Here is a 20,137-nt window from a genome sequence, read left to right on the forward strand (position 1 = left end):
TGCTAAGCATCTCTCCGTGCCCGCTGCGCTGACCGCCCGCGGCCTGACGAAGCGCTACGGCGCGACGACCGCCCTGGAAGGGGTCGACCTGGAGGTCGGCGCCGGCGAGCTGGTGGGCCTGCTGGGGCCCAACGGGGCGGGCAAGTCGACGCTGGTGAAGATCGCCTGCGGGCTGGTGCGCGCGAGCGCCGGCGACGCGCAGGTGGCCGGCGCGCCGGCGGGCAGCCGCGCGGCGCGCGGGGCCACCGGCTACCTGGCCGAGCTGTTTCGCTTTCCCGACTGGGCGCGGGCCGAGGAGGTGCTCGCCCTGCACCAGAAGCTGGCGCGCTCGGACGGCGGTGCGGCGGAGCGCGAGCGGCTGCTGGACCGCGTCGGGCTGAGCGGCGAGGCCGGGCGCCGGGTCGAGACGATGAGCAAGGGCATGCAGCAGCGGCTGGGCATCGCCCAGGCGCTGATCGGCGCGCCCCGCCTGGTGCTGCTCGACGAGCCGACCAGCGCGCTCGATCCCGCCGGCCGGCGCACGGTGCGCAACCTCCTGCTCGAGCTGCGCGGCCAGGGTGTCGGGGTCCTGCTCAACTCCCATCTGCTCAGCGAGGTCGAGCTGGTCTGCGACCGCGTGGTGATCGTCGACCGCGGCCGGGTGGTGACCCAGGGCCGGCCCGAGGAGCTGACCGCCCCGGGCGGCGTGGAGATCGAGACCGCCTCCGGGGTGCGGCGCCTGCCCGACGCGACGCGGGCCGACGTGCCCGCGCTCGTGCGCCAGCTCGTGGCCGAGGGCGAGGAGATCTACGGCGTGCGGGTGGTCAGCGGCACGCTCGAGGACGCCTACCTGGCCGCGGTCGTGGGGCGCGACGGGTGAGCGACGCGCTGACCATCGCCGGCCACGCGCTGCGCGAGGCGGTCCGCCGGCGCGTGCTGCTCGTCGTCGGTCTGCTGACCCTGGTGTTCCTGGCCCTGTACGCGCTGGCCGCGGCGGAGGTCTTCGACTCGCTCTCCAACACGTACTCCGACGAGCGCGGGATCCCGCTGGACGAGCGCGCCCTGGCCGGCGGCACGCTGCTGGGGCTGGCCATGTTCGTCGCCCTGTTCCTCGGCGTGGTGCTGGCGGTCTTCCTGACCCACGGCGCGGTCCGCGGCGACGCCGAGCGCGGGCTGCTGCAGCCGCTGGTGGTGCGCCCGGTGGGCCGCACGACGCTGCTGCTCGGGCGCCTGCTGGCCGCGTCGATGGTCTGCGCGCCCTACGTGATCGTGGTGTTCCTGGTGGCCGCGCTGATCACCCGGGTGACCGGCGACTTCACCCCGGGCTCGGTGGTGCTGCCCGCCCTGGCCCTGGCGCTGGCCGTCGTGTCGGTGATCGCCGTGTCGCTGCTCGGCTCCACGCTGCTGAGCACGACGGCCAACGGCATCGCCGTGTTCATGATCTTCGGCACCGGCCTGGCCGCCGGGCTGCTCGGGCAGATCGGCGATGCGCTGGACGTCAGCGGCCTGACCACGGCCAGCTCGATCGTGTCGTGGGCGCTGCCGTTCGAGGCGCTGTACCAGTCGGGTCTGGACGCGCTGACGTCCGACCTGACCGGCGTGGCCGCGGTGGTGGTGCAGCTCGGGCCGTTCGGCGGCGCCGCCGACGTCAGCGCGGCGATCTGGCCCTGGGCGCTGGCCTGGACGGCGGCCGCGACCGCGCTGGCCGCGGTCGCCTTCGCGCGGCGCGACCTGTGATCAGACGGGCGCGCCGAGCGCCCAGGCGGCCAGGCCGACGAGCAGCCCGCCGACCAGCACGACGATCGCGCTGCGGCCGAGCAGCAGCGCGGCCGCGGCGACGGCCAGCAGGATCCACTGCCAGGCGTGCTGCACGCCGTCGAGCAGCAGCAGCGACGCACCCAGGATCGCCCCGATCGCGGCCGGGCCGGCGCCGTCGAGGAAGGCCCGGGCGGTGGCGTTGTCGCGCAGCCCGTGGAAGCGTGGCGCCAGCACGATGACCAGCACGAACGACGGGGCGAAGGCGATGAACGAGGCCAGCAGCGCGCCGCCCAGCCCGGCCGCCGCGTAGCCGATCACCGCCACCGTCTGCACCACCGGGCCGGGTGTCAGCTGGCCGAAGGCGACCGCGTTGAGGAACTGCTCCTGGGTCATCCAGCCGTACGTGTCGACGGCGTCGGCCTGCATCAGCGGGATGATCACGAAGCCGCCGCCGTAGCTCAGCGCGCCGACCTTGAAGGCGGTCCAGCTCAACGGCCCCAGCTGCGAGGCGGCGGCGAACAGCACCGGCCAGGCGTGCGCGGCCAGATCGCCCTTCAGCCGCGGCCCCACACGTCGCACGGTCAGCTCGAGCAGGCCGCAGGCCAGCAGCACGAGCACGACCCAGGCGCCGATCACCAGCACCGTCGCGGCGGCCGCCAGCAGATACGCCGTCGCCCGGGCCAGGCGCCAGCCGCGGTGGTCGCGCAGCGCGGTGCGGGTCAGCCCGATGCCCGCGGCGGCGACGACCGGCACGACCGCCGCGCCCGCCCCCGCACCGGCGCCCAGCAGCCACCCGGGCGCGCCGCTGGTCAGGACCGTCGCGGCCAGCAGGATGATCAGCGCCAGGCCGGGCAGGATGAACGCGAGCCCACCGACCAACGCGCCGGGCAGCCCGGCGACGCGGTGGGCGCAGTAGATCGCCAGCTGCGTCGACGCCGGACCGGGCAGCAGGCCGCAGGCGGCGTTGGCGTCCTCGAACTCGGCATCGGCGATCCATTGGCGGCGCCCGACGCACAGGTCGCGCAGCAGGGCCACGTGCGCGGGCGGGCCCCCGAAGCCGATCAGGCCGATGCGGCCCCACTCGCGCAGCACCGTTCGGAGCGGGACGTCCATGAGCGCCGGGATACTCCCGGATGTGACGGACCAGCTGTTTGAGACCGGTGAACCCGACGAGCCCGGCCGCCCGGTGGGGGCCGCCGACGACGCGCCGCTGCCCGCGCGCATGCGCCCGACCACGCTGGACGAGGTGGTCGGCCAGGCGCACCTGCTGGGCGAGCGCCACTCGCTGCGGCGGGCCGTCGAGGAGGGGCGCCCGCACTCGATGCTGCTGTACGGCCCGCCCGGCTCGGGCAAGACGACGCTGGCCCGGATCGTCGCGGCCAGCGCCGACGCGGCGTTCGAGGAGCTCAGCGCGGTCGCGGTCGGCCGGCCCGAGGTGCGCGGCGTGCTCGAGCGCGCCGACCACCGGCGCAAGACCAGCGGCCAGCGCACGGTCTTCTTCCTCGACGAGATCCATCGCTTCAACAAGGCCCAGCAGGACGCGCTGCTGCCCGCGGTCGAGGAGGGGCTGGTCACGCTCATCGGGGCGACGACCGAGAACCCCTACTTCGAGGTCAACTCGGCGCTGCTCTCGCGGATGGCCGTCTACGAGCTCCAGCCGCTGAGCACCGACGACATCGCGGCGTTGCTGCAGCGCACCGGCGCCGAGATCGACGACGACGCGCTGGCCTTCCTGGCCGAGCGGGCCGGCGGGGACGCGCGCAGCGCGCTGGGCGCGCTCGAGCTGGCCGTCGAGACCGCCGGCCGGGTCACGCTGGCCGCGGCCGAGGACGCGCTGCAACGGCGCGCGATCCGCTACGACAAGCAGGGCGACAAGCACTACGACCTGGCGTCGGCCTGGATCAAGGCCACGCGCGGCAGCGACCCGGACGCCTCGCTCTACTATCTCGCGGTGATGATCGAGGGCGGCGAGGACGCCCGCTTCATCGTGCGCCGGATGGTCATCCTGGCCTCCGAGGACATCGGCAACGCCGACCCGCAGGCGCTCGTCGTGGCGGTGTCGGCCGCCCACGCGGTCGAGCACGTGGGCATGCCCGAGGCGGCCCACGCGCTGGCCCAGTGCGCCGTGTACCTGGCCATGGCGCCCAAGTCCAACGCGGCCTACAAGGCGCTCAACGCGGCGCGCGCCCACGTGCGCGAGCACGGGACCCAGCCGCCGCCGGCCTACCTGCGCTCCAACCCGGTGCGGACCTCCCCGCCCACCGCCGCCTACGACTACCCGCACGACAACCCCGGGCACCTGACCCGCCAGCAGCTCCTGCCCGACGCGGTCGAGGGCACGCGCTTCTACGAGCCCGACGAGCGCGAGCCCGAGTTCCGCGAGCGCCTGGAGGCCTGGCGACGCTGGCGCGAGAGGCGCGACGGCTGATCCGCCGCGGGCGACGACCCGCAGTAGGCATCATGGACGGCATGGAGCAGCCGCAGGGTCGACCGCTGGGCCGCCGCGCGTTCCTGGGCGTCGTCGGCCTGGGCCTGTCGTCGCTGGTCTGGGGCGAGCCGGCCATGCGCGCGCTCAACGGCCTGTCCAGCGCGCTGCCCGAGGGCGTGCAGTCGGCGATCCCGGCGCTGGGCGGCGGGTGGCGCATCTACGCCGTCAACCCGCCCTTCCCGACCTTCACGCCGGCCACCTGGAAGCTGCGCATCGACGGGCTCGTCGAGCAGCCGGTCGATCTCACCTACGCCCAGCTGCGGGCGCTGCCCCGGGCGCGTCAGGTGTCGGATTTCCACTGCGTCACCGGCTGGTCGGTGGAGGACGTCGGCTGGGCCGGCGTGCGCATGGACGACCTGCTGGCCGCGGCCGGGGGCGCGAAGCCGGGCGCCCGCGCGGTGGACTTCATCTCGGCCGAGGTGCCGTACGTGGACACCCTGACCCTCGATCAGGCGCGGGCCCGCGACGCGCTGCTGGCCTACGAGATGGACGGCCAGCCGATCACCCGCGAGCACGGCGCGCCGGTGCGCTTCGTGATGCCGCAGATGTACGGCTACAAGGGCGTCAAGTGGGTCGCGCGGCTGCGCGTGACCAACCGCGTCGAACCCGGCTACTGGGAGCAGCGTGGCTACGACACCGACGCCTGGGTTGGCCGCTCCAACGGCTACTGAGCGGCGCCACCGTCCGCGCTTCGACGCGACGGAGCGCCTGCTGCACTGGGTGCACGCGCTCGCGTTCTTCGTGCTGCTCGGCTCGGGCCTGGTGCTCTACCTGCCCGCGCTGGCCGACGTGTTCGGCAACCGCCCGCTGGCCAAGACGATCCACCTGATCACCGCCGTGGCCTGGTTCGTCGCGCTGCTGGCCATCGCGCTGCTGGGCAACCGCCGGGCGCTGGCCCGCGACCGCCGCGAGATCGAGCGCTTCGACGCCGACGACCTGGCCTGGCTGCGCGGGCACCCGGCGCCCCAGGGCCGCTTCAACGCCGGACAGAAGGTCCACGCGGTCCTGCAGGCGGCGCTGGCCGTGCTGTTCACCGTGTCGGGCGTCCTGCTGTGGCTGGGCGAGCGCAACACGGACTTCCGCCTGTCGGGCACGATCGTGCTGCACGACGGCGCGATGTTCGTGGCCATCGCGCTGGTCATCGGCCATCTGTTCCTGGCGCTCGTGTGGCCCACCACCCGACCGGCGCTGCGCGGGATGGTCCGCGGCGACGTCGACGCCGAGTGGGCCGAGCAGCACCACGCGAAGTGGGAGGCCGACGAGCCGGTCTGACAGGCTGTCGGCCGTGACCGACGTGGACGTCGACGAGCTCGTCGCCTCCAGCGCGCTCGTCCAGCCGCTGTGGGCCGCGCTGCGCCTGGAGGATCGCGCGCGCTACCTGCGCCGCGCGGCGCAGGCGGTGATCGACGAGCTCGACGAGCTGGCCACGCTGATGGGCGCCGAGGGGGCCCGGGCCCCGGCCGAGGTGATCGCCCTGGAGCTGCTGCCCGCGGTCGACGGGCTGCGCTGGCTGGCCGACGGCGGCGTGCGCGCGCTGCGCGAGCGGCGCCTGGCCGTCCCGCGCGCGACGAGCCCGGTCACGCTGGCCCGGCGGACCTACGAGCCGCTGGGCGTCGTCGCGATCGTCGGCGCCGGAGATGCGCCCTTCGCCCAGCCGCTGTGGCAGATCGGCGCGGCGCTGCTGGCCGGCAACGGCGTCGTGCTCAAGCCCTCCCCGCGCGCGCCGGTGGCCGGCGCGCGCATCGCCCGGCTGTTCGCCCGCGCCTCGCTGCCCGAGGGCCTGCTGGCCACCGTGGGCGGCGGCGACGACGTGGGCCGCGCGCTGGTCGCCGCGCCGGGGCTGGCCAAGGTCGTCTTCACCGGCACCCGGTCGGCCGGGCGCGAGATCGCGCTGGCCTGCGCACAGGCGGACGTGCCGATCGCCCTGGAGACCGACGGCGTCGGCGCCGCGCTGGTGCTGGCCGACGCGGGCGTCCCGCGCGCGGCGCACGGCACCGTCAACGCCGCCTTCGCGGCCGGCGGGCGGACGCGCGGCGCGCTGCGGCGCGCGTTCGTGGCCGAGTCGGTCCACGCCGCCTACCTGGCCGCCGTGACCGAGCTGGCCCGCACGCTGGAGCCGATCGAGGACGCGGGCGACGCGCCGGAGCTGGTCGCGCAGGCGCGCGACCAGGGCGCCAGGCTGATCGCCGGTGGCCCGCAGGCCGACGGCCGCTTCGCCCCGGCGGTGCTGGACGGCGTCACCGACACGATGCGAGCGGGCATCGAGCCGACCGACGGGCCGGTGCTGGCCATCACCCCGATCGCCTCCACCCAGGCGGCGATCGACGCGGCCGCGCGCCTCCCGCCCGGCCCCGGGATCTCGGTGTGGACGGCCAACCGCTACGAGGGCGAGCGGATCGCCCGGGCGCTGGGCGCCGGCGCGGTGTGGCTCAACGACCATCGGCTCGGGCCCGCGCTGCCCGCCGCGCCGTGGGGCGGCGGCGCCGGCGGCGAGGACGCGCTGCGCGCGTTCGCCTCGCCGCGGGCCATCACCTGGGAGCCGCCGATCGGCCGGGCGCTGTGGTGGGGCCCCTACGACACGACGCTGGAGCGTGCGGCCCGCGCCGTGGCCGAGCTGCGCTCGGTCCGCGACCGCGATCGCGAGCGCGCGCTGCGCCAGGGGCCGCTGCCGCTGGCCCGGCTGGCGGCGCGGGCGCTGCGGCGGCACTGATGCGGCTCACCGACGCGCAACAGCTCTGGCAGCCCGAGGGCGTGTACTGCAACACCGCCAGCTTCGGCCTGCCGCCGACGCCGGCCTGGGACGCGATGCAGGCGGCGCTGGACGACTGGCGCGTGGGGCGCACGAGCTGGGAGGCCTGGGGCGCGGCGACCGACGTGGCCCGCGGGCACTTCGCCCGGATGGTCGGCGTCGATGTCGAGCGGGTGGCCATCGGCGCCACGATCGCCGAGCTCGTCGGGACGCTGGCCACCGCGCTGGAGCCGGGCACCCGCGTGGTCGTGCCCGACATCGAGTTCACCTCGACGCTGTTCCCGCTGCTCGTGCAGGAGCGCCTCGACGTCGTCACCGTGCCGCCCGACCGGATCGCGGACGCGATCGCCGACGGGGCCGGCGCGGCCGCGTTCAGCGCGGTGCAGATGAGCTCGGGCGAGGTGGCCGACCTGGATGCGATCGCCGCGGCGGCCGCGGCGTCGGGCGCGATCACGATCGTCGACGCGACCCAGGCCGCCGGGTGGCTCCCGCTCGATGCCTCGCGCTTCGATGCCGTGCTGGCCACCGCCTACAAGTGGCTCGTCTCGCCTCGCGGCAGCGCCTTCGGTGCGGTCTCCGAGCGCCTGCTGGAGCGGGTCACGCCGCACAACGCCAACTGGTTCGCCGGCGCCGACGTGCACGACTCCTACTTCGGCCCGCCGCTGCGCCTGGCCGCGTCGGCCCGGCGCCTGGACGTCTCGCCCGCCTGGTTCACCTGGGTGGCCACCGCGCCCGCGCTGGAGCTGCTGCTCGACGTCGGCATCGACGCGATCCACACCCACGACGTCGGCCTGGCCAACCGCATGCGCGCCGCGCTCGACCTGCCGCCCTCGAACTCGGCGATCGTCTCCGCCGAGCTGCCGGGCGCCGAGGAGAAGCTGGCCGCCGCGGGCATCATGGCCGCGACCCGGGGCGGCAGGCTGCGCACGAGCTGGCACCTCTACAACACGGTCGCCGACGTCGACGCGCTGCTGGACATCGTGTTCTCCGACTGAGCGACTGCCGAATTCGCCGCGGTTCCAGCGGCTTCGTGTGGCGCGTTGCCGCTCGGCCGGAGGGGCCGTTGTCGTCTCCGCGTCGCGTAGCGACGCGAACCTGACAACGGCACGTGCGGGGAGCGCGGGCGCGTCGGTTCACGTGCGCCGTTGTCCGATTCGACCCGCATACCGGGCTCGAGCGGACAACGGCGCTCAGGCGGCGCGGGCGCTCGGCACGACGCGCAGGCGCTCGGGCAGCACCGGCACGACGATCCGCTTCAGGTACTCCGCGCCGCCGCGGACGGCCAGGCCGCGCAGCGGGTCCCAGCGGAAGCCGTACATGCGCCGCACCGACCCGGGCAGCAGGCCGATCGTGATCTGGTTGACCAGCTCCAGCAGCGGGCGCGCGGCCAGCGGGACCGGCGGGCGCAGGACGATCTGGACGGCCAGCTCGCGCGCCTCGTCGGTGACGCACAGGTCGCCGCCGCGCAGCATGTCGTGCCAGTAGGCGTCGAAGTCCTCGATCGTCTCGGGCAGGTCGGCGTCGGCCAGGCCGAACAGGCCGCCGATCACGCGGTAGTCGGCCCAGTACGCCGCGCGCTCGTCGCGCGACAGGCGCCCGACGTAGCGCCCGTAGACGGTCAGCGCCGAGTCGACCAGCGTGGCCAGCACCCACAGCAGCAGCGCCGGATCGTCGGCCGCGTAGGGCGTCCCGGCCGGGAAGCGGCCCGCGGGCTCGGACAGCTCGCCGCGCACGCGCCTGTGCATGGCCCGGACGATCCGGGTGGCCCGCTCGGCGTCGGCCGCCTGACCGAAGGCGATCGTGTCCATCGTCTGCGCGGTCCGGCTGAGCCGCTCGTAGGGATCGTCGAAGCCGGTGCTGTGCGCCATCAGCCCGACGAAGGCCAGCGGATGGGTGGCCTGGAGCAGCAGCGCGCGCGGACCCGACAGGGCGACCGCGTACTCGCGGTGGACGCGGCGGAGCATCGAGTCGTCGGGGAAGAGGCCGGCCATCACCCCAAGGTACGGGCGGGAGTACCCTCAGGTTCATGCCTGCCGCTGCGTATCGCGGGAAGGAGTGCGTGTGCCAGTTCCGCCGTGGGATCTGCGACCAGACCTGCGTGCAGGACATGATGGACACGCCCTTCTACATCGCCTGTCTGAAGCTCCGCAATCGTCGTTCGCTGGTCATCGGAGGCGGTGAGATCGGGCTGGAGAAGGTCGAGGGCCTGCTGGCCTGCGACGGCGACGTGACCGTGATCGCGCCCGAGGTGCATCCCGAGGTCGCGCAGCTCGCGCTCGAGGGCTCGGTCCGCTGGGAGCGCCGGGAGTACGCCGGCCCCGAGGACCTGGAGGGCATCTTCATGGTCATCGCGGCGACCGACGACACCGACGTCAACATCCGCATCTACGAGGACGCCGAGCGCCGCGCGATGCTGGTCAACATCGTCGACGTGCCGCCGCTGTGCAACTTCATCCTGCCCGCGATCGTGCGCACCGGCCCGCTGGCCATCGCGATCTCCACGGCGGGCGCCTCGCCGGCGCTGGCCAAGCGCATGAAGCGCCAGATCGCCGACCAGTACGGCACCGCCTACGCGCAGCTGGCGATCCTGCTCAACGACGCGCGCGGCTGGGCCAAGGGCACGCTGCCCACCTACCAGGACCGCAAGGAGTTCTTCGAGGGGATCGTCAACGGCGATCCCGACCCGATCGAGCTCCTGCAGGCCGGCGACGAGCAGGCCGTCCGCGACCTGATCGCCGCGGCGCAGCTCGCCGCCGTCTGACCATGGCGCAGCTGACCCACCTCGACGAGGCCGGCAACGCCCGGATGGTCGACGTGGGCGACAAGGCGGTCACCACCCGCACCGCCACCGCGCAGGCGCTGGTGCGGATGTCCCCGAGCACCGCGCAGGCGATCGTGGCCGGCGACGCGCCCAAGGGCGACGTGCTCGGCACGGCCCGCATCGCCGGGATCCAGGCGGCCAAGCGCACCAGCGAGCTGATCCCGCTGTGCCATCCGCTGCCGCTGGACAAGGTCGCCGTGGACCTCGAGGTCGACGCCCCGGCCGGGCTGGTGACGATCCGGGCGACCGCGCGGGTCACGGCCAAGACGGGCGTCGAGATGGAGGCGCTGACCGCCGCGTCGGTCGCCGCCCTGACCGTCTACGACATGGTCAAGGGCATCGAGCAGGGCGTCGAGATCGCCGACGTCGCGCTGGTCAGCAAGACCGGCGGCAAGTCGGACTACACGCGCGCGGGCTAGGGCGCCGGGCAGGGCGTTCCGGTGACCGTGTTGGTGGCCCACAGCGCCGTGTTCGCCGCGCTGTAGACGACCAGGTTGCCGTCGTTCTGCACGGCCAGCGTGTTGCCCGCCCCGGTCGTGTTGGAGGCGAACACGATCGTCGGGCCGTCGCTGCCCGGGGCCGAGTACAGGCCCGGGCCGGGGTACCACAGGTCGAACTCGCCGTTGGTCTGCATCGTCATGTAGTTGCTGGGCGAGGTCGTGGGCACGCCGCCCCCGACCGCGGCCGGAGGGTTCTGGTAGATCATGCTCGACGACCACACGTACTGCTCGATGCCGGCCGCCGTCGGATACAGGTAGATCGCGCCGTTGAAGGTCAGCGTGTAGGCCCCGTTGGGCGACGTGATCGTCGTCCCCGGCAGGTACTGGGTGTCGCTGGCCGCCAGCAGCGTGGCGCAGCCGGTGGCCCCGGTCGTGGTCAGGGGCGTGGTGCTGGTCGGGGCCGACGTCGGGCCGGTGCTCGAGCAGCTGGTGACCGCCGTGTTCGTCGACCACACCGCGTTGCCGCTCGCGCTGTCGTAGACGATGACGTTGCCGTCGTTGCGCACGGCCAGCTGGGGAGCGCCGACGGTCGTCGAGCCCGAGCTGAAGCTCACCGCCGTGGTCGGCGCCAGCACGGCCAGGCTGCCGCTCATCTGCATCGCCGCGTAGGCGCCCGCCACCGCGCTGCCCGACGCGCTCCACCGTGTCGTCGGCGTGCCGGACGCGTTGTTCTGCACGAGCGCCAGCGTCCCGCCGGCCTGCATCGTCAGGGAGAACAGCCCGTTGGGCGACGTCAGCGACTGGCCGCTGGGCAGTGCGTAGCCGCCGTTCATGACCGTTGCGCACTCGTCGTAGCCCAGCGAGGTCGGCGGGGCGGCCGACGGCTGCGTGACGCCGAAGGGCAGCTGGTCGAAGACCGTCGACGCGCCGGCCGGGAACCCCGCGGCGGGGAACGGGCAGCTGGTGTTGCCGGCCCCGCAGTTGACGTTCCCCGTGGTGCTCGTGACCACCGGGCTGGAGGCGGGCGTGAAGTCGCAGTCGCTGGTCTGGGGCAGCACCTGCGTGACGTTGCCGGCGATCTGGCACGGGTTGAAGTTCGTCCACACGTAGTCGACGAAGTTGACGTTGTCGGACGAGTCGACGTCGTTGCCCTGCACGCCGCCACCGCCCAGGTCGGGCTGCAGGTACAGCGGCGAGCCGTTGTACATCGACTGCGACGGGTTCAGCTGCGTGCCGGCGATGAGCGAGCCGGCGGTGCCGGACGTCGCGCCGGCCACCGGCGCCGACGCGGGCGCGAAGCCCTCCTTGGAGGCGCTGATCGTGCCGGCGGCCAGGCCGCCGCCCGGCTCGGCCGCGGCCAGGCCCATCAGGTTCAGGTTGCCGTCGCAGGAGTTGGCGATCACCGCCTCGGCGATGTCCAGGCTGGCGCTGACGATCGCGCCCGGCGACGGCAGCGGCAGGCTGTCCTCGCCCATCGCGATCATGGCCAGCCCGCCCAGGTTGGGCGAGTACCCGTCGGTCAGGCCGGTCAGGCCGGCCAGCCACGGGCCCACCGCGATCGCCTCGTTGAGCACGCCCTGCAACAGGCCGGCGGAGGCGGCGATCTGGTTGTTGGACGCCGAGGCGATCGAGTCGTCGGAGGCGATCGGCTGCGTCACGGCCGTGCCCGCGCTGATCGGGTTGCCGCCGGGGCCGGGCGTGACCCCGCCGGGCTGGTACATCTGCGGGGTGCCGGACGCGTCGTAGTTGGCGAAGCCCTCCGGGTTGGAGCCGCCCACGCCGCCCTGGTAGAAGCACTGCATCGCGGTTCCGCCGACGGCCAGGGAGACGCCGGTCTGCCCGGGCGTGCCGGCCATCGATCCGGTCGCGGCTCCGCCGGTGCCGCCGTAGGTGCTGGTCGGGCTGTAGACGCCGTTGCCGGTCTGGTTCTGCACGGTCACCGTGCCGCAGGGGCTGTTGGCGCCACAGCCGTCGTTGGACGCGGCGTGGGCCACCGTGCCGCGCGTCGACGCGCGCCGCCCCGGATCGGCCGCGTTGGACGCGTTGCCCTCGCGCCAGTCCCAGCGTCCGTCGACGTGCAGGAAGTCGCGGTCCTGCTGGGTGTCGGCCCACACCAGCCGCCGCGCCGCCGCGCGCCGCTGGGCGTCGGTGGAGAACACGCCCCGGCGGCGCAGGAAGGCGGCCTGCGCCGCGGGCAGCGTGACGGCGTAGGCGCGGTCGGCGGTGCGCTGGCGCAGGTCGTGGCTGATCGTGCGTCGCCAGCGCGGTGACGTCGGGTCGGGTCCGCCGGGCAGCAGCGCCCGGGCGACGCGGAAGGTGACCAGCACGCGGTCGCGCGCCACCCCGTCGCCGCCGCGCCAGTTGGAGGCCCGGTAGCGGACCTTCATGCGCAGGCGCACGGTCCCGTCGTCACGCCCCACGATCCGCACCGGGCCGGTGACCTCGGGCAGCGGCATGGCCAGGCGTACGCCCGTCCCGCTGTCGACCCGCAGGGCGTTGTGGCTGTCGGCACGCAGATCGGCGTGGGCGGGGGCCGCGCTGAGCGGCAGGACAGCCAACAGAGCGAGGGCCAACGACAGGCGGAGCCGGGACATGGCGGCAGTATCGACCACGCCGGCCCGGAGGCTGAGCGGTGGCGCCCAGCGGCACCCGGTGGGCTACACGCGCTCGGCGTGCTGACCGGCGGCCAGCGGCACGCCGGCGCCGGCCAGCGCGCCGGCCAGGCCACCGAGCAGCACCCCGCGCAGCTCGTCGGCCGACAGCGACCGGCGCTGCTCGATCCACGACAGCACCGAGCCGTCGATCGACCACAGCCAGCCGTCGACCGCGGTGCGGGCGGCGGGCGTGTCGGCGTCTGGGCCCAGTCCGCCGACGATGCGCGCGGACGTGGCCGAGCGCACCGCGTCGACGATCTCGCGCACCTCGGCCACCGCGAGGCTGCGCAGCAGCTTGGCGTAGGCGTCGCGGTGCGCGTCCACCCAGGCCAGGAACGCGCCCAGCGCGCCCGACAGCTGCTCGGCCGGCGACAGCGCGGGGTCCGGGTCGGTGAGCGCGCGCAGCTCGCCGGCGGCGTCGGCCAGGGCGGCCCCGAACAGCGCCCGCTTGCTCGGGAAGTAGTGGTAGAGCAGCGCCTTGGAGATCCCCGCCTCGCGGGCGATGCGGGCCATCGACAGCTCGTCGTAGCCGTGCTCGCCGAACAGCTCGGTGGCCCGGGCCAGCAGCTGGGCCCGGCGCTCGTCGACCTCCATACGGCGATACGCGCGGCGGCGTGCAGTCGGCATGCGCCTCACTCTACCGATTTGTTGACCGCCGGTCGACAAGCCTGCTACGGTCCTTGTTGACCAACGGTCGACAGGAGGCTGGCGATGGTGGTGGACGAGGATCGCGTCGCGGAGCTGGAGCGGCGCACACGGGACCTGACGCGGCGGCTGGAGCGCCTGGAGCGCGCCCCCGATCAGCGGTTCCAGCTCGGGCCCGAGGCGGTCGAGCGCGCGCACCGGGCGGTGCCCACGCCAGCGCCCGAGCCCCTGCGCGCCGCGCGGCCGTGGACGCCGCCGCGCCCGCAGCGCGCCGCGTTCGACCTGGCCCGGCTGGAAGAGCTCGTGGGCGGTCGCGTGATCGCCTGGCTGGGCGGCATCGCCGTCGTGCTCGGGCTCGCGCTGCTGGCGTCGATCGCCGCGTCGCACGGCTGGATCGACCCGGCCACGCGCACGGGGCTGGCCGCGTTTGCCTCGGTCGCGCTGGCCGGCCTGGGCCTGTTCGTCGTGCGCCACCCGATCCCGCGACGCGCGCTGATCGCCACCGGCGTGGCGGGCGGCTTCGTCACCGCCTGCCTGGCCGGACCGGTCTACGACCTGGTGCCGGGCGTCGTCGCCGCGCTGGCCGGCCTGGCCATCGGCGCCGCCGCCACCGCGCTGGCGCTGCGCCTGCCCTCCCGCGGGATCGCCGCTCTGGGCCTGCTGGGCGGGCTGGCGGCTCCGCTGCTGACCGGCACGACCGGATCGGCGACCGCCACCGCGCTCGTGCTGGTCGCCGCCGCCGGCGCGGCCGCCGTCGTCGTGTGGCGGCGCTGGAACTGGCTGCGCACCGGTCTGGCCGTGCTGGCGCTCCCCCAGGTGGCCGCCTACACGCTGACCGACGGCACGCCGCTGGCCGGCGGGCTGCTCGCGCTCGCCGCGCTGGGCCTGGTCCTGGCCATCGCCGCGATCGGCTTCGAGCTGCGCGTGCGCGCCGCGCTGCCCCGCCCGGCCTCGGCCATCCTGCTGCTCGGTGGTGCGGCCGCCATCGCCGCCGCGGGCTGGTTCGCCTGCGCCTCCGCCGAACAGGAGACGATCGGACACCTGTGGCTGGCCGCCGTCGCGGTGGCCTACGCGGCGACCGGGTTGGCGCTGCGCCGGCCCCGGCCGGACCTCGGCCTGCTGCTGGTCGCCGTCGCCGTCGTGCTGGCCGACGTGGCGGCGGCCTCGATGGCCGACGGCGTCGTGCTCGGCCTGCTGTGGTCGGCCTCCGCGGCCGGCGCCGCCGTGCTGGCCCGCCGGGCGGGCAGCGACCACGAGCGCCTGATCGCCACCACCGGCCTGATCGGACAGGTCCTGCTGGCCGTCACCCACGCGCTGGTCTCCGTCCCGCCCACCGAGATCCTCGACGGCACCGGCGTGTCCGGCACGGCCGAGCTGGCGGTGGCGGTCGTCGCGCTGGCCCTGGCCGCGCGGATCGCCGCGCCGGCGATCACCGAGGGCGCGTGGGCGCTGGAGGCGGCCGCGCTGGCGCTGCTGGCCTACCTGACCACGGCGCTGGCCGGCGATCTGGCCCTGGTCGTGGCCCTCGCCGCGCAGGCCGTCGCGCTCGACGCGCTGGCCCGCCACGAGCGCGGCGCCTCACCGGTCGTGCGGCACGCGGCGCCGGTGTTCCTCGGCGCGGCCGGCCTCGCCGCGCTGCTCACCGTCGCGCCACCCGACGCCGTGATGGTCGGCTTCGCCGATCCGCTGCCCGCCGCCGCCGCGCTGGCCGCGATCGCGCTGGCCGGCCTGCGCGTCGCCCACCGCGCCACCGTGCCCCTCGTCCGACACGCGCTGATCGCCGGCGCCGCGGTCGCCCTGCTCGATCTCGGCTCGGGCGTGGTGGCCTGGGCCGCGCCGACCGATCAGGCCGGCCAGCTGGCGGTCAGCGCGTTGTGGGCGGCGACCGGCCTGGGCGCGCTGGTGCTCGGGCTGGCCGTCCACCGGCGCGCGCTGCGTGTCGCCGGGCTGGGCCTGCTGCTGGTCACCACGGCGAAGGTCTTCCTGGTGGACCTGGCCACGCTGACCTCGATCTACCGCGTCGCCTCGTTCGTCGCGGTGGGCCTGCTGCTCCTGCTCGGCGCGGTGGCCTGGCAGCGTGCGGCCGCGAGCACTAGTGAGGCGTGAGGACCGCCGCGCCGTTGCCGTTGCCGTTCCCGTTGGCGGCCACGGCGGCGCGGACCATGTCGGCCGCGTCGACGACGGCCACGGCGGGCGGCTCGACCGCCGCCTCGGCCGCGGGCGCGACGGCCGCCGCCGCGGCGGGAGCGGCGGCGCCGCGACGCGGCAGGCGCCCGACCTGCCCCGGCGGCGCCAGGTGGACCTGCACGTCGAACGTCACCCCGCCCTCGCCGAACTCCAGCGAGAAGCGGCCACGGAAGCGCGGGCCGAAGACACCGGCGCCGATCAGCACGCCGCCGACGACCAGCAGCGGCACGAACCACGCGCCGGCGACGATGCAGGCGATGACGACGAGGGCGACGCCGATGGTCGTCGCCCACAATCCGCGGATGGCGCTGAGCTGGGCGAGGTTCGGCATGAAGCCAACGTACCCACTTGCGCTCTAACCTCAGCGCTCACATGCGTTGCGCCGTCCTGACCATCTCCACCAGCGTCTCCCGCGAGCGTCGCGAGGACGCCAGCGGGCAGCTGCTGGCCCAGCGAGCCGAGGAGGCGGGCGCCGACGTGTCGGCCATGGAGGTCGTGCCCGACGACTTCGGGCTGATCGAGGACCGCCTTCTGCACTACGTCGACGAGGGCTACGACGTCGTGCTGACCACCGGCGGCACGGGCCTGACGCCCGACGACGTCACGCCCGAGGCGACGCGCGTGGTGATCGACCGCGAGATCCCCGGGCTGGCCGAGGCGATGCGGGCCGAGTCGGTCCGCCGCACGCCGATGGGCGCGCTGTCGCGCGGGCTGGCCGGCACGGCGCGCACGACGCTGATCGTCAACTTCCCCGGCAGCCCCAAGGCGATCGACGAGGTCTTCGGCGTGGTCGGGCCCGTGCTCCAGCACGCCGTCGCCACGCTCCACGGTGACCACCGCCATTGAGCTGGACGGCGTCGGCGTCGCCTACGGAGAGCGCGCCGCTCTCGCCGGCGTCACGCTGACCGTCCAGACCGGCCAGACGCTCGTCATCTTCGGCCCCAACGGGGCGGGCAAGTCGACGCTGCTGCGCGTGCTGGCCACGCTGCTGCGCCCGACCACGGGCACCGCGCTCGTGTTCGGCAGCGAGCTGCCCCGCGAGGCCTGGAAGGTGCGCGGGCGCGTCGGGCTGCTGGGCCACGAGCCGCTGCTCTACCGCGAGCTCAGCGCCCGCGAGAACCTCCGCTATCACGCCCGGCTGCACCGGGTCGCGCCCGAGCGCGTGGAGGAGCTGCTCGACGCGGTCGGCCTGACACGCCGCGGGAACGACCCGATCTCGACCTACTCGCGGGGCATGGTCCAGCGCGCCGCGCTGGCCCGCGCGGTGCTGCACGAGCCCGAGCTGCTGCTGCTCGACGAGCCCCGGGCCAACCTCGACCCGGCGGCGGCCGAGGCCCTGGAGCCGCTGCTCAGCGGGACGACGCGCGTGATCACCTCCCACGACCCGTCCGGCGGGCTGGCCGAGGCCGACGTCGCGCTCGGCCTGCGCAACGGCCGCGCCGTGCTGCTGGCCCCCGCGGCCGAGGTCACGACCACGCAGATCGGGGCGCTGTACGGGTGAGCACCCTCGCGGCCATCCTGCGCAAGGAGCTGCGGCTGGAGCTGCGCACGCTGGAGTCGGTGCCGGGCATGGCGCTGTTCAGCGTCACCACCTTCGTCGTCTTCCACTTCGGGCTGAACCGACCGACCGTCGAGGGGGACCTGGCCGCCGGCATCCTCGTGGTCACGCTGCTGTTCGCGGGCATGCTCGGCCTCAACCGCCTGTACGTGGCCGACGAGGAGCAGGGCGGCTTCGACGCGTTCCTGCTCGCCCCGGTCGACCGCACCTGGCTGTTCGTGGCCAAGGCGCTCTCGCTGTTCACCTACCTGGTCGTGCTGGAGATCGTGATGGTCCCGGCCTTCGCGCTCCTGCTGCTCGAGGGCGGCCTCCAAGGCGCCGACCTGCCCGCGCTGATCGGGATCCTGGCCATGGCCAACGCGGGCTTCGCGATCATCGCCGCGCTGGTCGGCGCGATCGCCGTGCGCACCCGGGCGCGCGACCTGATCGGCCCGCTGATCGCGCTTCCGCTGCTGGTCCCGGTGGTCATCTCGACCTCGCGCGCGCTGGAGCCGCTGCTGTCCACCGGTGACGGCGGCGGCGTCGAGTTCAAGTATCTGGCGATGCTTGGGCTGTACGATCTGGTCTTCGGACTGCTTGCCGTTGCAGTCTTCGACCCCCTGCTGGAGGACTGACCTCAAGATGTATGGCAAGGGGCTGCGGGGCCTCTCCGTCGCCACCCTCATTGCTGTTGTCGGCGCATTCGCGCTCATCGCGTTCTACGCGCCGATGGATGCCGACCAAGGCTTCCGACAGAAGATCTTCTACCTGCACGTGCCGATGGCGATCGTCGCGCTGGGCGGGTTCATCGCCGGCGGCCTGCTGGCCATCCAGCACCTGCGCACGCGCGATCCCAAGTGGGACCTGCGCAGCTACGTGGCGATCCACATGTCGCTGATCCTGGCCGTGGGCGTGCTGATCACCGGCGCGATCTGGGCCAAGACCTCGTGGGGCGTGTGGTGGGTGTGGGACGAGCCGACGCTGGTCAGCTTCCTGATCGTCTTCCTCCTGTACGCGACCTACACGCCGATGCGCTTCGCCATCGAGGACCGCGAGCGCCAGGCGCGCTACGCCTCGGTCTTCGCGATCACCGCGGGCGCGTTCGTGCCGATCTGCTTCGGCTCCGTCCGCGCCCAGCAGACGCAGATCCATCCCCACACCTTCGGCTCCGGCGACCTGCCCGGCCCGATGTGGCTGACGTTCCTCGTGTCGCTGGTCGCGATGACGATGCTCTTCTACACGCTGTACCGCTTCGAGCTGACCACCAAGCACGCGCGCGCCCGCATGAACTCCCTGCGCCGCCAGCTGCTCAACGACGACTCCCCCGTCCTGCGGCGCTCGGCCGCGCCCACCCTGTGATGTTCGCCGACACGCTTCCGGGCGACACCTCGGCTCCCTGGGTCGTCGCCGCCTACCTGGTCTTCCTGGCCCTGCTGCTGATCTACCTGGCCATCATGGGCGCGCGCGTCTCCGGGATGGAGCGCGACCTGGCCGAGCTCGACGACCTCGTGCGCGAGCAGAAGGCCGCCGACCTGGCCGAGTCCGAACGCGAGACCGTCTGATGCCCGAGGTCATCTGCCTCGGCGTCTCGTTCAAGACCGCCCCCGTGGCGCTGCGCGAGCGCCTGGCGATGAGCGACACCCGCGCCCGCGCGTTCCTGGGCGAGGCGACGGCGCACGAGTCGATCAGCGAAGCGGCGATCATCTCGACCTGCAACCGCACCGAGCTGTACGTCGTGTCGGGCAACCCGGTCGCGGCCGAGTCGGCGATGCTCGGGCTGCTGGCCTCCAGCGCCCAGATCCGCCCGACCGAGCTGACCGAGGTGCTGTACGCGCCCCGCAACTGCGACGCCGCCCGGCACCTGTACCGCGTCGCCGGCGGCCTGGACTCGATGATCGTCGGCGAGGTCGAGGTCCAGGGCCAGGTGCGCCGCGCCCACGAGCTGGCCCGCGACGCCGGCACCGTCGGGCCGATGCTGCACCGCCTGTTCCAGGCCGCGCTGACCACCGGCAAGCGGATCCGCACCGAGTCGCTGCTGTCGGAGGGCCGCGCGTCGGTCTCCTCCGTCGCGGTGCGGCTGGCCCAGGAGACGCTGGGCGAGCTGCCCGACCGGCACGTGGTGATCGTCGGCGCCGGCGAGACGAGCGAGCTGACCGCGCAGGCGCTGGCCGGCGAAGGCGTGGCCACCGTGTTCCTGGCCAACCGGCGGGCCGACCGCGCGCGTTCGATCGCCCAGCGCTTCGGCGGGCACGTCGTCGGCCTGGAAGAGCTCCCGGCCCAGCTGGTGGCCGCCGACATCGTCGTCTCGTCGACGTCGTCGCCGCACGCGATCGTCGGCGTGGCCGAGCTTGAAGAGGTCATGGCCCAGCGCGACGACCGCCCGCTGCTGCTGATCGACATCGCCGTTCCGCGCGACATCGACCCGGCCTGCGGTGCGCTGGACAGCGTCAACCTGTACGACATCGACGACCTGCAGGCGGTCGTGGCCACCACGCTGTCCAGCCGCGACAGCGAGGTCGTCGTGGCCACGGCGATCGTCGAAGAGGAGATCCAGCGCTTCGCCCGCTGGATGGGCCAGCAGGACGTGCTGCCCACGATCGCGGCGCTGCGCGAGCAAGGGCGCGACATCGTCGAGCAGGTCCTGGCCGAGAACCGCGGCCGCTGGGAGGGCGTGACCGAGCGCGACATGGCGCGCATCGACGCGGTCGCCCGCGCGGTCATGCAGCGCCTCCTGCACGAGCCGACGATCCGGTTGCGCGAGAGCGGTCACGGGCGCGTGGAGATGGTCCGCGAGCTGTTCGGGCTCGACGCCCCCGCGCCGGCCGACGAGGACGCGACGTCCGCCGCGGCCGACAACGTCCGCCAACTGCGGGGCTGAG

General features: G+C 74.4%; 21 protein-coding genes. 16 read left to right on the top strand and 5 right to left on the bottom strand.

All coding sequences use genetic code 11. The features are described 5' to 3' along the window. Positions 1 to 16 precede the first annotated feature (16 nt). On the top strand, positions 17 to 859 hold the full coding sequence (locus ACZ5UI_RS20145) for an ABC transporter ATP-binding protein (protein ID WP_464190312.1): 843 nt from the start codon (positions 17 to 19) through the stop codon (positions 857 to 859). Beyond that, entirely contained in the window at positions 856 to 1,716 is an 861-nt protein-coding gene (locus ACZ5UI_RS20150) for an ABC transporter permease subunit (RefSeq protein WP_464190315.1), read from the top strand. The genes ACZ5UI_RS20145 and ACZ5UI_RS20150 overlap by 4 nt, the downstream gene beginning before the upstream one ends. Here the strand turns inward: ACZ5UI_RS20150 and chrA are convergent, their stop codons facing one another. Continuing rightward, positions 1,717 to 2,850 (bottom strand): chromate efflux transporter, encoded by a 1,134-nt coding sequence (gene chrA / locus ACZ5UI_RS20155; protein WP_464190317.1) that lies wholly within the window; start codon positions 2,848 to 2,850, stop codon positions 1,717 to 1,719. It abuts the gene before it with no gap. A 109-nt stretch (positions 2,851 to 2,959) separates the two neighbouring features. Between chrA and ACZ5UI_RS20160 the strand changes: the two genes are divergently transcribed. The 5 genes from ACZ5UI_RS20160 to ACZ5UI_RS20180 are packed head-to-tail and all read left to right on the top strand — an operon-like array spanning position 2,960 to position 7,969. Next, positions 2,960 to 4,165 carry a replication-associated recombination protein A gene (locus ACZ5UI_RS20160; protein ID WP_464197848.1) on the top strand — a complete coding sequence of 402 codons (1,206 nt, stop codon included), beginning with the start codon at positions 2,960 to 2,962 and terminating at the stop codon, positions 4,163 to 4,165. 41 nt (positions 4,166 to 4,206) lie between these two features. Further along, on the top strand, positions 4,207 to 4,896 hold the full coding sequence (locus tag ACZ5UI_RS20165) for a molybdopterin-dependent oxidoreductase (RefSeq protein ID WP_464190319.1): 690 nt from the start codon (positions 4,207 to 4,209) through the stop codon (positions 4,894 to 4,896). Next, positions 4,874 to 5,497: a formate dehydrogenase subunit gamma gene (locus ACZ5UI_RS20170; protein WP_464190322.1), complete on the top strand. Its 624-nt coding sequence runs from the start codon at positions 4,874 to 4,876 to the stop codon at positions 5,495 to 5,497. The genes ACZ5UI_RS20165 and ACZ5UI_RS20170 overlap by 23 nt, the downstream gene beginning before the upstream one ends. Before the next feature lie 13 nt (positions 5,498 to 5,510). Beyond that, positions 5,511 to 6,935: an aldehyde dehydrogenase family protein gene (locus ACZ5UI_RS20175; RefSeq protein ID WP_464190324.1), complete on the top strand. Its 1,425-nt coding sequence runs from the start codon at positions 5,511 to 5,513 to the stop codon at positions 6,933 to 6,935. Continuing rightward, positions 6,935 to 7,969 carry an aminotransferase class V-fold PLP-dependent enzyme gene (locus ACZ5UI_RS20180; protein ID WP_464190327.1) on the top strand — a complete coding sequence of 345 codons (1,035 nt, stop codon included), beginning with the start codon at positions 6,935 to 6,937 and terminating at the stop codon, positions 7,967 to 7,969. Before ACZ5UI_RS20175 ends, ACZ5UI_RS20180 begins: the two co-directional genes overlap by 1 nt. Positions 7,970 to 8,164: 195 nt before the next feature. Here ACZ5UI_RS20180 and ACZ5UI_RS20185 read toward each other — a convergent pair whose 3' ends face one another. Next, positions 8,165 to 8,965, bottom strand: a complete 801-nt coding sequence (locus ACZ5UI_RS20185) for an oxygenase MpaB family protein (protein WP_464190329.1) — start codon at positions 8,963 to 8,965, stop codon at positions 8,165 to 8,167. Positions 8,966 to 9,000: 35 nt separating this feature from the next. Between ACZ5UI_RS20185 and ACZ5UI_RS20190 the strand changes: the two genes are divergently transcribed. Beyond that, entirely contained in the window at positions 9,001 to 9,735 is a 735-nt protein-coding gene (locus tag ACZ5UI_RS20190) for a precorrin-2 dehydrogenase/sirohydrochlorin ferrochelatase family protein (RefSeq protein ID WP_464190331.1), read from the top strand. 2 nt (positions 9,736 to 9,737) lie between these two features. Next, positions 9,738 to 10,214, top strand: a complete 477-nt coding sequence (moaC, locus tag ACZ5UI_RS20195; RefSeq protein WP_464190333.1) for a cyclic pyranopterin monophosphate synthase MoaC — start codon at positions 9,738 to 9,740, stop codon at positions 10,212 to 10,214. On the opposite strand, the gene ACZ5UI_RS20200 is transcribed toward moaC, so the two are convergent. Together ACZ5UI_RS20200 and ACZ5UI_RS20205 are read right to left on the bottom strand one after the other, a co-directional pair. After that, a complete protein-coding gene (locus ACZ5UI_RS20200) occupies positions 10,211 to 12,829 on the bottom strand; it encodes a hypothetical protein (protein WP_464190336.1) in 2,619 nt (872 codons plus the stop codon). The two genes, moaC and ACZ5UI_RS20200, sit on opposite strands and share 4 nt — an antisense overlap. 63 nt (positions 12,830 to 12,892) lie before the next feature. After that, positions 12,893 to 13,516: a TetR/AcrR family transcriptional regulator gene (locus ACZ5UI_RS20205; RefSeq protein WP_464190337.1), complete on the bottom strand. Its 624-nt coding sequence runs from the start codon at positions 13,514 to 13,516 to the stop codon at positions 12,893 to 12,895. A gap of 90 nt (positions 13,517 to 13,606) precedes the next feature. Here ACZ5UI_RS20205 and ACZ5UI_RS20210 point away from each other — a divergent pair, with 90 nt between their 5' ends. Beyond that, positions 13,607 to 15,640 carry a DUF2339 domain-containing protein gene (locus ACZ5UI_RS20210; protein ID WP_464190339.1) on the top strand — a complete coding sequence of 678 codons (2,034 nt, stop codon included), beginning with the start codon at positions 13,607 to 13,609 and terminating at the stop codon, positions 15,638 to 15,640. Here the strand turns inward: ACZ5UI_RS20210 and ACZ5UI_RS20215 are convergent. Continuing rightward, positions 15,627 to 16,052: a hypothetical protein gene (locus ACZ5UI_RS20215; protein WP_464190341.1), complete on the bottom strand. Its 426-nt coding sequence runs from the start codon at positions 16,050 to 16,052 to the stop codon at positions 15,627 to 15,629. The genes ACZ5UI_RS20210 and ACZ5UI_RS20215 overlap by 14 nt on opposite strands. 41 nt (positions 16,053 to 16,093) lie before the next feature. Here ACZ5UI_RS20215 and ACZ5UI_RS20220 point away from each other — a divergent pair, with 41 nt between their 5' ends. The 6 genes from ACZ5UI_RS20220 (at position 16,094) to hemA (ending at position 20,136) form a co-directional block, all read left to right on the top strand. Beyond that, positions 16,094 to 16,567 carry a MogA/MoaB family molybdenum cofactor biosynthesis protein gene (locus ACZ5UI_RS20220; RefSeq protein ID WP_464190343.1) on the top strand — a complete coding sequence of 158 codons (474 nt, stop codon included), beginning with the start codon at positions 16,094 to 16,096 and terminating at the stop codon, positions 16,565 to 16,567. Then, positions 16,551 to 17,222 carry an ABC transporter ATP-binding protein gene (locus ACZ5UI_RS20225; RefSeq protein ID WP_464190345.1) on the top strand — a complete coding sequence of 224 codons (672 nt, stop codon included), beginning with the start codon at positions 16,551 to 16,553 and terminating at the stop codon, positions 17,220 to 17,222. The genes ACZ5UI_RS20220 and ACZ5UI_RS20225 overlap by 17 nt, the downstream gene beginning before the upstream one ends. Next, complete coding sequence (locus ACZ5UI_RS20230) at positions 17,219 to 17,893, top strand: heme exporter protein CcmB (protein WP_464190347.1); 675 nt, start codon at positions 17,219 to 17,221, stop codon at positions 17,891 to 17,893. Before ACZ5UI_RS20225 ends, ACZ5UI_RS20230 begins: the two co-directional genes overlap by 4 nt. 94 nt (positions 17,894 to 17,987) lie before the next feature. Beyond that, complete coding sequence (locus tag ACZ5UI_RS20235) at positions 17,988 to 18,617, top strand: cytochrome c biogenesis protein (RefSeq protein WP_464190349.1); 630 nt, start codon at positions 17,988 to 17,990, stop codon at positions 18,615 to 18,617. After that, positions 18,617 to 18,820, top strand: a complete 204-nt coding sequence (locus tag ACZ5UI_RS20240; RefSeq protein ID WP_464190351.1) for a hypothetical protein — start codon at positions 18,617 to 18,619, stop codon at positions 18,818 to 18,820. The genes ACZ5UI_RS20235 and ACZ5UI_RS20240 overlap by 1 nt, the downstream gene beginning before the upstream one ends. Then, positions 18,820 to 20,136, top strand: a complete 1,317-nt coding sequence (gene hemA / locus ACZ5UI_RS20245) for a glutamyl-tRNA reductase (RefSeq protein WP_464190353.1) — start codon at positions 18,820 to 18,822, stop codon at positions 20,134 to 20,136. Before ACZ5UI_RS20240 ends, hemA begins: the two co-directional genes overlap by 1 nt. Position 20,137 lies beyond the last annotated feature (1 nt).

The organism is Conexibacter sp. JCM 18997, from assembly GCF_055391915.1.